Genomic DNA, 14,074 nt, shown 5'->3' with positions numbered 1-14,074 from the left:
AGTCTATCTAATGCAAGAAATGAAACTCGCAGAGTTCAAGAACAAGAAGCCCCCAGAGYTGATCGCCTATGCCGAATCGCTCGAGGTCGAGAACGCCAGCGTGATGCGCAAGCAGGAGCTGATGTTCGCGATCCTGAAGAAGCTCGCGGCCCAGGATATCGAGATCATCGGCGACGGCGTCGTCGAGGTGCTGCAGGACGGTTTCGGTTTCCTGCGCTCGGCCAACGCCAACTACCTGCCGGGTCCCGACGACATCTATATCTCGCCGTCGCAGATCAGGCGCTTTTCGCTCAAGACCGGCGATAYGGTCGAAGGACCGATCCGTAGCCCGAAAGAGGGCGAGCGCTATTTCGCGCTGCTCAAGGTCAACACCATCAATTTCGACGATCCGGAAAAGATCCGGCACAAGATCCACTTCGACAATCTGACGCCGCTCTACCCGACCAAGCGGCTGAAGATGGAGGTCGACAATTCGACCTCGAAGGACATCTCGCYGCGCGTGATCGACCTGGTCGCGCCGATCGGCAAGGGCCAGCGCGCGCTGATCAACGCGCAGCCGCGCACCGGCAAGACGGTGCTGATGCAGAACATCGCCCATTCGATCACCGCCAACCATCCGGAATGCTACCTGATCGTGCTTCTGATCGACGAGCGTCCCGAGGAAGTGACCGACATGCAGCGCTCGGTGAAGGGCGAGGTGATCTCGTCCACCTTCGACGAGCCGGCGGCGCGCCACGTGCAGGTGGCCGAAATGGTGATCGAGAAGGCCAAGCGCCTGGTCGAGCACGGCCGCGACGTGGTCATCCTTCTGGATTCGATCACCCGCCTCGGCCGCGCCTACAACACGGTCGTGCCGTCATCGGGCAAGGTGCTGACCGGCGGTGTCGACGCCAACGCGCTGCAGCGCCCGAAGCGCTTCTTCGGCGCCGCCCGCAACATTGAGGAAGGCGGCTCGCTCACCATCATCGCGACGGCGCTGATCGATACCGGCAGCCGCATGGACGAAGTCATCTTCGAAGAGTTCAAGGGCACCGGCAACTGCGAAATCCAGCTCGACCRCAAGGTGGCCGACAAGCGCATCTATCCGGCGATGGACATCCTCAAGTCCGGCACCCGCAAGGAGGACCTGCTCGTGCCGCGCGCGGACCTGCAGAAGATCTTCGTGCTGCGCCGCATCCTCGCGCCGATGGGCACGACCGATGCGATCGAGTTCCTCATCGACAAGCTCAAGCAGACCAAGACCAACGCCGACTTCTTCGATTCGATGAATACGTGATTGGAGGGGCRCTTCCCCTTCTCCCCTTGTGGGAGAAGGTGTCGCCGAAGGCGACGGATGAGGGGTGCTCCAGGGAAAGCCGACGTCTCACTCCGCTGGAACACCCCTCATCCGTCTCGGCGCTTCGCGCCGATCCACCTTCTCCCACAAGGGGAGAAGGGAAGGCGCTATCGCCGCAGCAACTTCTCCAACGCCTCCGCATCCGTCACCACCGGCAGACAGACCTGTCCGCTGCAGAACCAGGCGCCCGGCTTGTCCRTCGGCGGCAGCACGCCGCCGGGCAACAAAGGTCGATTCGCTTCCGTACCGATCGGCACGACGATGTCAACCCGGCGCGGGTCCGGATTCCGATTCGCAACCGGAACAAGACTTGGGGACTCTGGCTTGTCTATGATGACGAGCTTCAACGGCTCGAGCGCTAGCGCGCAGGCGTTGACGATGCCGGCCTGGCCGTAGGCCTGTTGCGCGGCGCGGCCCATGGCATGTTCGGCGGTTGTCCACGCCTTGTCCCAGAGATCGAGGTCGCCGGTGAGCGAGGACAGCCGAACCAGCGCCTCGACGATCTGGCTGGTGGCTGAGGGGATCGCCTCATCCACGTCGCCGCGGATGCGGAYCGGCACATCGCCGCTGTCCGATGCCGTCAGCCAGTAGCCGGTCTTGTCCGCGTCCAGGTGCCAGCGGTCGAGCTCGGCGATGAAGTGCCTGGCGCGATCGGAATAGGCGGGATCGCCGGTCGCTTCGAACAGCGCGATCGCTGCGTTGGTCATGGCGGCATAGTCGCTGGACAAGGCCGGGAAGAGTTTCTTCGGGCCGAGCATGGAATGCGGCAGGCGGCCATCCTGGCTCGCCTCGACGATATGGCCGAAAGCCTTGGCCGCGGCCTCGATCCAGTCGGGCCGCTCGAAGGAGCGGCCCGCTTCGGCGAGCGCCGCGATCATCAAGCCGTTCCAGTCGGTGAGCGCCTTGCCGTCGCGGCCGGGCCTCACCCGTTGTTCGCGGACAGCGAGCAGCTTCGCTTTCAGTGGCGCGAGCTGACCATAGTCGGCAATGCCCTGGCTTTGCTGCGCCTCGTTCTGGCGGATGATCGGCTTGCCTTCCCAGCCATGCGGGGCGGCCAGCTCGAAATACCGGAAGAAAGTCGACGCGGCGTCGCCGAGCGCGGTTTCGACCTCGTCCCGGCTCCACGTGTAAAAGAGCCCTTCCTCGCCGTCGCTGTCGGCGTCGAGGCTGGCGGCGAAGGCGCCGCCTTCGACCCGCATCTCGCGCAGCAGCCAGTCCACGGTTTCTTCGATTCGCACCCGGAACAAGTCGTTGCCGGTCGCGGCATAGGCCCAGTTGCACAGGCGGATGAGCTGGGCGTTGTCGTAAAGCATCTTCTCGAAATGYGGCACCAGCCATTCGGCATCGGTCGAATAGCGGCTGAGGCCGCCGCCGACGTGATYGTAAATGCCGCCGGCGAGCATTTTTTCGAGGCTGATGAGCACCGCGTCGCGATGTGCGGCTTGGCCGTCGCGCAGCCAGGACAGCCAGAGCGTATGCATGAAGGGCGCGTTGGGGAACTTCGGCGCGCCCTTCAGCCCGCCGAGGTCGCGGTCGATCATGYCGTCGATGCGCCCRGCGAGATCGGCGAGCGTGTCACGATCGAGCCCCGCCCTGCCTTTTGYGCCAGCCAGGCGCTGTTCGACATGGGCGGTCAACCCGTCGGCGCTTTCGGCGAGRCTTTGCTGCTTTTCGCGCCAGGCCTTGTCGACAGCCTCCAGCACCTGGATGAAGCCCGGCCGCCCGTAACGCGCCTCGCCTGGAAAGTATGTGCCGCCCCAGAAGGGCTTGCCGTCGGGCGTCAGGAACATGGTCAGCGGCCAGCCGCCCTGCTCGCCCATGGCGTGGAGCGCGGCCATGTAGATCTGGTCGATGTCCGGCCGTTCCTCGCGATCGACCTTGATATTCACGTAGAGCCGGTTCATGACGGCCGCCACGGCGTCGTTCTCGAAGCTTTCATGCGCCATGACATGGCACCAGTGACAAGCGGCGTAGCCGATGGAGAGCAGGATTGGCCGGCCCAGCTCCTTCGCTTCGRCAAGGGCTGCCGGCGACCAGCCGCGCCAATGGACTGGATTGTCGCTGTGCTGCCGCAGATAGGGGCTGGCCTCTTCGGCAAGCAGGTTTCGCGCGGGCAAGGTCACGATGGGCGGCTCTGCATTCGGGTTTGATGGGRCAAAGGCTGGAGCATGGTGCCGAAAGATGTGAAGCGGCCGACATGCTCTATCTTCTAATCTAGGCGGTTCGGCAGGTCCGGCAAATGATTTCGCCAATGGCTTCGAAGGATTCGATCGCAGCGCTTTCCAGCGGCCGCCTGCCCRCCGGCATCGCGGTCATCCGCGTTTCYGGTCCGATGACTCGATTCGTGGTCGAAACGATTGCCGRACCGGTTAAGGATCGGTTTACCAATTTGCGGGCGCTCAGGGCGGCGGAGGGCTCGACCATCGACCACGGGCTTGTGCTGTTCTTTCCGGGTCCCGGCAGTTTCACTGGCGAGGACGTCGCCGAGTTCCAGGTCCATGGCAGCCGCGCGGTCGCTGCCAAGATGCTGGAGACGATCACCAGCTTTGAAGGTGTCAGGCACGCCGAGCCCGGGGAATTCACCCGGCGCGCCTTTCTCAACGGCAGGCTGGATCTGGTCGAGACGGAAGCGCTGGCCGATCTGGTCAATGCGGAGACGGAGGCGCAGCGCCGTTTCGCGGTGCACAACGCCGAAGGCGCGCAGAGCGAACTCTACTCAAGTTGGCGCCGTCGGCTGATCCATGCCCGCGCCATGATCGAGGCGGAGATCGACTTCGCCGACGAAGAAGATGTACCGGGCTCCGTTTCGGAGGCGGTCTGGTCGGACGTGTCGGCGATGATCGGCGAGATCGAACGGCACATCGAAGGGTTCAAGGCCGCGGAGATCATCCGGGACGGTTTCGAAGTGGTGATCCTCGGCGCGCCGAATGCGGGCAAGTCCAGCCTGTTCAACGCCTTGGCGCGGCGCGAGGCGGCGATCGTCACCGACGAGCCGGGYACGACGCGCGATCTGCTCGAGGTCGTCATGGACCTCAAGGGGCTGAAGGTGCGGCTTGTCGATACGGCCGGGCTGCGCGACGCCGCGGGCAAGGTGGAGTCGATTGGGATCGAGCGGGCGCGCGCCAAAGCGGAGGTGACGGATCTGGTCCTGCTGCTGGAAGATATGGCCGACCCGGTTTCGGTCGGTGGCGTCCCAAGCGGGGTTCCGCTGCTGAGAATCGGAACGAAGTCGGATATCGCCGATGCCGGCGCCGGCAGTTACGACCTGGTGATCTCATCCAAGGACGGCAGTGGTCTGGACCGCTTGCTGACCGAGATCGGGGACCGCGCAACCGCTGCGGTTGGCGGTGCGGGCGATGTCCTGCCGTCCAGGCTGCGCCATGTCGAGCTGCTCAGGGAGGCGACGGATTTCCTGAGGGCGGCGTTGTCGGGGCAAGGCCAGGAGTTGCGCGCCGAGGAGCTGCGGCTGGCCGCCGAGCGCCTTGGCCGCATCGTCGGCGCGGTCGATGTCGAGGATCTGCTCGACGTCATCTTCTCGCAGTTCTGCATTGGGAAGTGATTCACGTGAAACAATGCGGGCGGTAGCGAGCGCCCGATGATTCACGTGAAACAACGGCTGACTGGATTCATCCGAACGCGGCGGCGTTGTCCCGCCAGCGCTTCAAAGATGTGTTGGCTGGCCGCCATTCATTGTTTCACGTGAAACGAGGTCCACCCTCTCCTTGACACGGGCCGCCGTCGGGGACATGTGTCAACGCATCTCTGAAAGTGGATTCTTGGAAAATGACCGATCACTATGACGTGGTGGTGGTGGGCGGCGGCCATGCCGGCTGCGAGGCGGCAAGTGCGGCCGCGCGCGCCGGCGCCAGGACCGCGCTGGTGACGTTGCGCTTCGACACGATCGGCGTCATGTCCTGCAACCCGGCGATCGGCGGGCTCGGCAAGGGCCATCTCGTGCGCGAGATCGATGCCATGGACGGGCTGATGGGCCGCATCGCCGACGCCGCCGGTATCCAGTTCCGCCTGCTCAACCGCCGCAAGGGTCCGGCCGTGCGCGGCCCGCGCACCCAGGCCGACCGCAAGCTCTATCGCTTGGCCATGCAGGAAGCGATTCGGCAGCAGAACAATCTCGACGTGATCGAAGGCGAGGTTCTCGACTTTGAAATCGCGGACGGACGGATCGCAGCCGTTCAGATATCGGGCAATCGTCGTCTTGCCTGTGGCGCCGTGGTGCTGACCACCGGCACCTTCCTGCGGGGCCTGATTCATATCGGCGAAAAGAAGATCGTCGCCGGCCGCATGAACGAGCAGGCAAGCATGGGCCTGTCGGCGACGATGGGGCGCGCGGGTTTTCAGCTTGGGCGCCTGAAGACCGGAACACCCCCTCGCCTCGACGGCCRTACCATCGATTGGGTCTCGCTGGATGCTCAAGCGGCCGACGAGGATCCGGTGCCGTTCTCGCTGATGACCGACGCAATCGCCAATCCGCAGATCCATTGCGGYATCACGCGGACCATGCCGGCGACGCATGAGATCATCCGCGCCAATCTCGGCCGTTCGGCCATGTATTCCGGCTCGATCGAAGGGGTCGGGCCGCGCTATTGWCCGTCGATCGAGGACAAGATCRTCAAGTTCGGCGACCGCGAGGGCCACCAGATCTTCCTCGAGCCGGAAGGGCTCGATGACGACACCGTCTATCCGAACGGCATCTCGACCTCGCTGCCGGAGGATGTGCAGCTCGAGATCCTGAAGACCATTCCCGGGCTCGAAAAGGCGACCATGCTGCAGCCGGGCTACGCGATCGAATACGACCATGTCGATCCGCGCGAGCTGAAGACGACGCTGGAGACGAAGCGTGTCGCCGGCCTGTTCCTGGCCGGGCAGATCAACGGCACGACGGGCTATGAAGAGGCCGGAGCGCAAGGCCTGCTCGCCGGCATCAACGCCGCGCGGAAAGCCTCAGCGGGCGARCCGGTCGTGCTCAGCCGCACCGCAGCCTATATCGGCGTGATGGTCGATGACCTCACCAGCCGTGGCATCGCCGAGCCCTATCGCATGTTCACCTCGCGCGCCGAGTTCAGGCTTTCGCTGCGCGCCGACAATGCCGACGAGCGGCTGACGCCGCTGGCTGACAAGCTCGGCATCGCGTCGTCGGAGCGGCTGCAGCGCTTTGGCGGGATGGCGCGGAAGCTCGACGAGGCGCGCGCCTTGGCCAAGTCGGTCACCTGGACGCCGAACGAGGCGGCGCGCTTCGGGCTGGAGATCAACCGGGACGGCGTGCGGCGCTCGGCCTATGAGCTCTTGGCGCATCCGGGCGTCGACATGGCCTGGCTCACTCGCGTCGAGCCGCGCTTCGCCGCGCTCGACGCCAAGACGGCCGAGCGTCTCGAAACGGAAGCGAAATATTCGGTTTACCTTGACCGCCAGCAGGCCGACGTCGCGCAGATCCGGCATGAGGAGTCGCGGCTCATCCCGGAGACAATCGACTTCTCCGATGTGCCGGGACTTTCAAACGAGCTGAAGCAGAAGATGAAGACGCGCCAGCCGCGCTCGATCGCCGATGCGCAGCGGATGGAAGGCATGACGCCGGCGGCGCTTGCGATCATCGTCGCGCATGTCCGCAATGCCGAGCTCGCCGCGCGAAGGTCTGTGGCGTGAGTGCCGAGGCCTGGGCGGACCTGCAAAAAGCAGCGGGTCCGGTTTCACGTGAAACATTCGAGCGCCTGCAAGCCTTCGAACAGCTGTTCCTGAAATGGAATCGCAGCATCAATCTGGCGGCGCCGTCGACGCTGGACGACGTCTGGCGCCGCCATATCCTGGACAGCGCCCAGCTCGCGCGGCTCGCGCCCGCCGCGACACGATGGGTCGACCTCGGTTCGGGCGGCGGGTTTCCCGGACTGGTGCTTGGCTTCCTGCTGGCCGAGCGTTCCGGCGCCTCGATCGACCTCGTCGAAAGCAACCGCAAGAAGGCGTCATTCCTGCAGTCGGTGATCGGCCAATTCAACCTGCCTGCGCGCGTTCTGGCCAAGCGCATAGACGACAGTTATGCGCTTGTTTCCACAGCGGAAATCGTCACGGCGCGGGYGCTGGCGGCGCTGCCGGACCTGCTTGACCTGGCCGCGCCCTGGCTCACCAAAGGGGCGCGCGCGCTTTTCCACAAAGGCCGGGATTACCGGGCCGAGGTGGAAGAAAGCACTCACYGCTGGGCCTTCGATCTGGTAGAATATTCGAGCATGACCGACCCACATGGCGTCATCCTTGAAATCACCGATTTGCGCCCGGCGAAACAGCAATGWATTACTGGCATAGGCCCATGAGCACAGCACCGCGTATCATCACCGTCGCCAACCAGAAAGGCGGCGTCGGCAAGACGACGACGGCCATCAATCTGGCCACGGCGCTGGCCGCGATCGGCGAGCGCGTGCTGATCGTCGATCTCGATCCGCAGGGCAATGCCAGCACCGGGCTCGGCATCGACCGCAAGGACCGCACCACCTCGTCATACGATGTCTTGACAGGCGAATTGGAGTTGGAGGCGGCCGCAGTGCCGACCGCGGTGYCGGGCCTATCGATCATTCCCTCGACGCTCGACCTGCTTGGCATCGAGATGGAGATCGCTTCCGCGCCCGACCGTGTGCTCAAGCTGCGCAATGCGCTGCGCGCCGCGGCCGAGCGGTCAGCGCCGTTCGGCTATGTGCTGATCGACTGCCCGCCCTCGCTCAACCTTTTGACTTTGAATTCAATGGCGGCAGCCGATTCCGTTCTTGTGCCGCTGCAATGCGAGTTCTTCGCGCTGGAAGGCCTCAGCCAGTTGCTGGAGACGGTCGAGCAGGTGCGCCATACGATCAATCCGGACCTCACCATCCAGGGCATCGTGCTCACCATGTATGACGGGCGCAACAACCTCGCCAATCAGGTGGTGCAGGATGTGCGCACCCATATGGGCGACAAGGTCTACGAGACGATCATCCCGCGCAACGTGMGGGTTTCCGAGGCGCCGTCCTACGGCAAGCCGGCGATCCTCTATGACCTGAAATGCTCGGGCAGCCAGGCCTATCTGCAGCTCGCCTCCGAGGTGATCCGCCGCGAGCGCAAGCTGCGCGCCGCCTGAGCGTCGGCACCCGCCGGCTTTGGTTAATCAGCCAATTCGATTCCGAAACGATCTGGATAGTATAATGAGCGAAGACCAATCAAGAAAAAGACTGGGCCGTGGCCTCGCGGCGCTGATCGGCGAAATCGACCGTCCGGCGGCGCCGGAAAAGCCGAGCGCGGTGGTGGCGGCGGACRGCAAGGTGCCGATCGAATTCGTCAGCCCGAACCCGAAGAACCCGCGCCGGCATTTCGGCGATGCYGAACTCACCGACCTTGCCCAGTCGATCCGCGAGCATGGCGTGGTGCAGCCGSTCGTGGCGCGCCCCTCGCCTTCGCAGCCGGGCCGCTACGAGATCATCGCCGGCGAGCGGCGTTGGCGGGCGGCGCAGCGCGCGGGTCTTACCGAGATCCCGCTGATCGTGCGCGACGTCAACGACCGCACCGCGCTGGAACTGGCGATCATCGAGAACGTGCAGCGCGCCGACCTCAATCCGGTCGAGGAGGCGCAGGGATACCAGCAGCTGATCGACGAGCATGGCTACACCCAGGCCGATCTCGGCCAGGTGATCGGCAAGAGCCGCAGCCATGTCGCCAACACGTTGCGCCTGCTGAAGCTGCCGCCCGTCATCCATTCGATGCTGGTCGATGGCGACCTGTCGGCCGGCCATGCCCGCACGCTGGTCACCGCCGAGGATCCGGCCGGGCTTGCCAAGCGCATCGTCAAGGAGGGGCTTTCGGTGCGCCAGGCCGAAGCGCTGGCGCAGACGCCCGCCGGTCCGACGCCGGCCAAGGCGAAGTCCGCCGCGAGCGCGCCGGAGAAGGACCCCGACACGCTGGCGCTGGAGAAGCTGATGACCGACACGCTCGGCATGATCGTCAGCATCGAGCACAAGGCCAAGGGCGGCACGCTCCGCGTCGACTACCGCTCGCTCGAGCAGCTCGACGAGCTCTGCCGGCGGCTGAAGGACGAGCGGTAGGCGGCTGCGGCGTAACTGTATTTGGCTGTAGCTGAGGTTTTGGCTTAAGCTGGATACGCCTGATATATCGGTGATAGACAAGGAAGGGCTGGCGGTACGCCGGCCCTTTTCCATTTCGGAGATGATTGGCGAAGGCGGTAGTGACGGCCAATCTCCCCCTTGGGGGAGATGCCCGGCAGGGCAGAGGCTGGCGGGACAGCGCTCCTCTGGCTTGCCAGCCGGCCGGCACCCCTGCATTCGCCAATCGCCGACGTCACCATCTGGGCCCGAGCAATCCCTTGACGCCGGCGCCTGCGGCTTGACAGTCCGAGGCAACGGCGTACCCTATATTAGCTCGAACTTAAATCATGCCCTGGCGTGCCGATCCGTCGCGATGAGGGCTATCGGCCGTTCCGACATCGTGAAACGGCACCGCTCGCCAAAGCGATATGCCCGACCCGCCTGATACAACGGGAGGTGTAAATGGCAGTCAGCTGGCAATTGTCCGGAAGCTATTTCGAAAATTGTAGCTGCGATGTCGTGTGTCCTTGCCTGCTGTCCACCAACGCGCAGCTGACATCGAAGCCGACCAAAGGCGTTTGCGACGTCGRCCTGGTCTTTCATATCGACAAGGGCAATTTCGGCGACGTTCGCTTGGATGGGCTCAACGTCGCGATGGTCGCCCACACGCCGGGGCCGATGGCGGAAGGCAATTGGACGGCCGCCGCCTATATCGATGGACGGGCCGATGACCGCCAGACGGAAGCGCTGGGCGCCATCTTCACCGGCGCCGCGGGTGGTCCGATGGCTGCCTTCGCGCCGATGATCAGCACCAACCTCGGAGCGAAGAAGGTGCCGATCGACTACCGGGTCGACGGCAAGAAGCGGTCGGCGGCCATTGAGGGCGTGGCGCGGCTGGCGGTCGAACCGCTGCCGACCATGCGCGAGGACGGCGAGATGTGGGTGGCCTCCGGACATCCCGTCAATCCCGACTGGTTGGGTATGGCGATGGGGGCGCAAGGCAGCACCTTCAGTGATCACGGCATGAGTTGGGACAATTCCCGCCGCAACGGGCATTACGCGCCGATCAACTGGTCCGGCCAGCAATAGCGCTTGCCCTGCCTAGAGCGTTTCACCGTTTCACGGAAAYGGCGAACCGCTCTATCTCTTTGTTTTGACGCAATTCCTGACGGAAAACCGCTCACACTTTTCCTGGAATTGCTCTGGTCGGAACGGGCTTGCCGATGCTGACGCTGCAGCGAAACATCATCCTTGCGCTGCTGATCGCCGCGGCGGCGGCGGCGTGGGCCTTGCTCGTCCGGCAGCAGACCGGCATGGACGCCGGCATGCGCATGGTCTCGCCCACCATGGGCATGACGGCCGCGCTGTTTCTTGCCGTCTGGTTGATCATGATGATTGCCATGATGTTTCCGGCGGCCGCGCCCATGATCCTGACCTTTCACCAGGTCCAGAGCGGCAAACGGGGCCGCGGCCAGGCCTTTGTCTCGACCTGGGTGTTCGTGGCCGGCTACATGCTGGTTTGGACGGCGACGGGCGTTCTAGCCTTTGCCGCCGCGGCGGGCGCGGAGATGCTTGCCGGGCATGTGGGACTGTCCGCGGCGACGGCCGCGCGCATCGGCGGCGCGCTGYTGATGGCAGCCGGCGCCTATCAGCTCTCGCCGTTGAAAGACCTGTGTCTCGCCAAATGCCGCACGCCGATCGGCTTCATCCTGACCTCATGGCGCGATGGTCAGTTGGGCGCGGTGCGCATGGGCCTGCAGCATGGGCTCTTTTGCCTAGGCTGCTGCTGGCTTCTGTTCCTGGCGCTTTTCCCGCTCGGGATCATGAACATCGCCGCAATGGCGGCGGTCACGCTGCTGGTCTTTGCGGAGAAGACTTTTCCCTATGGAGAGCTGATCGCGAAGGTGTCGGGCGTCGCCCTGCTTCTTTACGGCGCAGCGGTGTTGGTCTTTCCGCAAGCCCTGCCGACCTTCCAGGCGACGGACGCGATGATGATGAACTGAGCGGGAAGGCGGCTCTGGGGCGGGAGGATAGGGCGCAGCCTACCCACGAAGGAGATCAGCCGCGCTGCCCCAGCCTCGCGCTCTCGATCGCAATGCCGAGCAACGCCTGCCTGGCYAGCGCCTCCGACAGGTCCGGCCGCTTGCGTGTCTGCAGCACCGCCGTCTGGAGCCGGCCGAGCGCGCGGCCGAGCGCCTCGACAGTCCAGCGCTCCAGCGTCTTTTCCACCAGCTTGCGGCGCGAGAAGAAGACCGGAGGACGGGCGCCGGCGACGACCGTGGCGGCGTTGCGGCCGCCGCTCTCCATCTGGCCGCGCATCACCTGGATCGCCTGCAGCTGGCGCATCGCCGAGGACAGCACCAGGAAGGGATGACCGCCGGACTGGCAGTGGCGGTTGAAAGCGATGTCGAAATCGCCGACCTTGCCGTCCAGCATGGCGTCGACCGCGGCGTCGAAGGAAGCRCCGGAGACATCGCCGGACAGCGCGTTGACGTCGTCGACGTCGATTTCCTTCTTGCCGTGCGCATAGAGCACCAGCTTCTCGATCTCGCCGCGCGAGGCGAGGCGATCGCCGCCGAGATTACGACGCAGCGCCTGGCGGGCGTCCAGCGTCATCGACATGCCGGCCTTGCGCAATTCGTCGTCGATCACCGTATCGAGGTCGCGGGCTTCATCCGCATAGCAAGGCAAGGCGACGGCGTTGCCGGCGGCCTCGACGATGGCCCTGAGGCCCGTGCCTTTCTTCAGATCGCCCGCCTCGATGAGGATGATGGCGTCGCGGGCAGGCTCGGCGGTCAGCACCTTGATGTCGTCGGCCAGCGCCTTCTGGCCGCTGGCGTTGCGCACCCAAAGCAGCCGCCGGTCGGAAAACATCGGCACGGTGCGCGCCTCGTCGAGCAGCCGCCCCGCGTCGCGGTCGACTTCGGCGCCGTCGAGCTTGACCACCGAGAAGGGGTCGTCGAGCGGCAGCCCGGTTTTCGCGGCGAAGGCTTTCGCCCGCTCGGCGACAAGGCCGCGGTCCGGGCCGTAAAGCAGGACGATCGCCATGGAGGGATCGGGCCTCGCCAGCCACGAATCGACCTCGTATCCTTTCTTCTGTGCCATGCGCGGTGGGTTAGCATGGCTTGGGGGCGGAGTGAACGGAGAAGCGGCGCCAGCGTCAAGGGGAGAAGGAGAGGCCGTGCCCGGCCCCCAACCTCGCCATTACTTTTCTGGCTCCAACCGCCCCGCAAACTTCCGCCAAATTGCGCGCCGGGCAAAAACATCGACAAGAAATTTCGTCGCCATATCTGCATCTTGAGCCTGCGCGCCGCATCGGCTGGCCGAGGCCGGCGGCCGGGGAGGAACGCCRTGCCGAGGCCTGGTGAAATCGCACTGGTCTGGCGGCGCGGATATGCCACTATCGCACCGGCAACATTGGAGGATGTGAGCTCATGGCCGATGCTGGAATGTTGCGGTTCCATGTGCCCGAGCCCGAGGTGCGGCCCGGCGGCACGCCCGACTTCTCCAATGTGACCATTCCCAAGGCCGGCTCGGTGCCGCGGCCGGAGATCGACGTCGATCCGCGCGGCATCCGCGACATGGCCTTCTCCATCATCCGCGTGCTGAACCGCGCCGGCGAAGCCGTCGGGCCGTGGGCGGGGCTGCTCAGCGACCAGGAACTGCTCGAAGGCCTGCGCCACATGATGACGCTCAGGACCTTCGACGCGCGCATGCAGATGGCGCAGCGCCAGGGCAAGACCTCCTTCTACATGCAGCATCTGGGCGAAGAGGCGGTGAGCTGCGCTTTCCGCAAGGCGCTCAAGCCCGGCGACATGAACTTCCCGACCTATCGACAGGCAGGTCTGCTGATCGCCGACGGCTATCCCATGGTCTCGATGATGAACCAGATCTATTCCAACGAGGCCGATCCGCTGAAGGGCCGGCAGCTGCCGGTCATGTATTCCTCGAAGGAGCACGGCTTCTTCTCGATCTCGGGCAATCTGGCGACGCAATACATCCAGGCGGTCGGCTGGGCCATGGCCTCGGCGATCTCCAACGATTCGCGTATCGYCGCGGCCTGGATCGGCGACGGCTCGACGGCGGAGTCCGATTTTCATGCGGCGCTGGTCTTCGCCTCGACCTACAAGGCGCCTGTCGTGCTCAACGTCGTCAACAACCAGTGGGCGATCTCGACCTTCCAGGGCATCGCGCGCGGCGGCTCCGGCACGTTCGCCGCGCGCGGGCTCGGCTTCGGCATTCCCTCGCTGCGCGTCGACGGCAACGACTATCTCGCCGTCCATGCGGTGGCGAAATGGGCGGTCGAGCGGGCGCGCCGGAATCTGGGGCCGACGCTGGTCGAATATGTCACCTACCGCGTCGGCGCGCATTCGACGTCCGACGATCCGTCCGCCTACCGGCCGAAAGCCGAATCGGATGCCTGGCCGCTCGGCGATCCGGTCATCCGGCTGAAGAACCATCTTATCCAGAAAGGCGCCTGGTCCGAGGATCGCCACACCCAGGCGGAGGCCGAGATCCTCGAGACAGTGATCGCCGCGCAGAAGGAGGCCGAGAGCCAMGGCACGCTGCATGCCGGCGGCAAGCCGTCGACCCGCGACATGTTCGAGGGTGTCTATGCCGAGATGCCGCCGCATCTCAGGCGCCAGCGCCAGCAGGCGGGGGTCTGACC

11 protein-coding genes are annotated in these 14,074 nt (G+C 65.0%); 9 read left to right on the top strand and 2 right to left on the bottom strand.

From position 1 onward, the window contains the following. The first annotated feature begins 10 nt into the window (after window positions 1-10). The gene (gene rho, locus LCM4576_RS12615) at window positions 11-1,276 is read left to right on the top strand and encodes a transcription termination factor Rho (RefSeq protein WP_116397932.1); all 1,266 of its coding nucleotides are present in this window, start codon (window positions 11-13) and stop codon (window positions 1,274-1,276) included. Window positions 1,277-1,443: 167 nt separating this feature from the next. Here rho and LCM4576_RS12610 read toward each other — a convergent pair whose 3' ends face one another. Beyond that, the gene (locus tag LCM4576_RS12610; protein ID WP_071032390.1) at window positions 1,444-3,459 is read right to left on the bottom strand and encodes a thioredoxin domain-containing protein; all 2,016 of its coding nucleotides are present in this window, start codon (window positions 3,457-3,459) and stop codon (window positions 1,444-1,446) included. Window positions 3,460-3,587: 128 nt separating this feature from the next. Here LCM4576_RS12610 and mnmE point away from each other — a divergent pair, with 128 nt between their 5' ends. The 7 genes from mnmE to LCM4576_RS12575 all read left to right on the top strand — a co-directional run bounded on the left by mnmE (window position 3,588) and on the right by LCM4576_RS12575 (window position 11,408). Then, complete coding sequence (gene mnmE, locus LCM4576_RS12605) at window positions 3,588-4,895, top strand: tRNA uridine-5-carboxymethylaminomethyl(34) synthesis GTPase MnmE (protein ID WP_071032389.1); 1,308 nt, start codon at window positions 3,588-3,590, stop codon at window positions 4,893-4,895. Between the two features lie 224 nt (window positions 4,896-5,119). After that, complete coding sequence (mnmG, locus tag LCM4576_RS12600; protein WP_071032388.1) at window positions 5,120-6,994, top strand: tRNA uridine-5-carboxymethylaminomethyl(34) synthesis enzyme MnmG; 1,875 nt, start codon at window positions 5,120-5,122, stop codon at window positions 6,992-6,994. Then, window positions 6,991-7,653 (top strand): 16S rRNA (guanine(527)-N(7))-methyltransferase RsmG, encoded by a 663-nt coding sequence (rsmG, locus tag LCM4576_RS12595; protein ID WP_071032387.1) that lies wholly within the window; start codon window positions 6,991-6,993, stop codon window positions 7,651-7,653. Before mnmG ends, rsmG begins: the two co-directional genes overlap by 4 nt. Further along, a complete protein-coding gene (locus LCM4576_RS12590; protein ID WP_071032417.1) occupies window positions 7,650-8,447 on the top strand; it encodes a ParA family protein in 798 nt (265 codons plus the stop codon). Before rsmG ends, LCM4576_RS12590 begins: the two co-directional genes overlap by 4 nt. Before the next feature lie 64 nt (window positions 8,448-8,511). Further along, window positions 8,512-9,405: a ParB/RepB/Spo0J family partition protein gene (locus tag LCM4576_RS12585; RefSeq protein ID WP_071032386.1), complete on the top strand. Its 894-nt coding sequence runs from the start codon at window positions 8,512-8,514 to the stop codon at window positions 9,403-9,405. A 462-nt stretch (window positions 9,406-9,867) separates the two neighbouring features. Beyond that, window positions 9,868-10,494, top strand: coding sequence for a DUF1326 domain-containing protein (locus tag LCM4576_RS12580; protein WP_071032385.1), 627 nt, complete (start codon window positions 9,868-9,870; stop codon window positions 10,492-10,494). Window positions 10,495-10,628: 134 nt separating this feature from the next. Further along, window positions 10,629-11,408 carry a DUF2182 domain-containing protein gene (locus tag LCM4576_RS12575; RefSeq protein WP_071032384.1) on the top strand — a complete coding sequence of 260 codons (780 nt, stop codon included), beginning with the start codon at window positions 10,629-10,631 and terminating at the stop codon, window positions 11,406-11,408. Window positions 11,409-11,463: 55 nt separating this feature from the next. Here the strand turns inward: LCM4576_RS12575 and holA are convergent, their stop codons facing one another. Continuing rightward, window positions 11,464-12,510 (bottom strand): DNA polymerase III subunit delta, encoded by a 1,047-nt coding sequence (gene holA, locus LCM4576_RS12570; protein ID WP_071032383.1) that lies wholly within the window; start codon window positions 12,508-12,510, stop codon window positions 11,464-11,466. Window positions 12,511-12,839: 329 nt separating this feature from the next. Between holA and LCM4576_RS12565 the strand changes: the two genes are divergently transcribed. Continuing rightward, window positions 12,840-14,072, top strand: a complete 1,233-nt coding sequence (locus tag LCM4576_RS12565; RefSeq protein ID WP_071032382.1) for a 3-methyl-2-oxobutanoate dehydrogenase (2-methylpropanoyl-transferring) subunit alpha — start codon at window positions 12,840-12,842, stop codon at window positions 14,070-14,072. Window positions 14,073-14,074: the final 2 nt, after the last annotated feature.

The sequence above is a fragment of the Mesorhizobium sp. LCM 4576 genome (assembly GCF_001854815.1).
In the GTDB taxonomy this organism is placed as follows: domain Bacteria; phylum Pseudomonadota; class Alphaproteobacteria; order Rhizobiales; family Rhizobiaceae; genus Mesorhizobium; species Mesorhizobium plurifarium.
The sequence above is the reverse complement of the archived record's forward strand: the minus strand, read 5'-3'. Positions and strand labels throughout refer to the sequence as shown.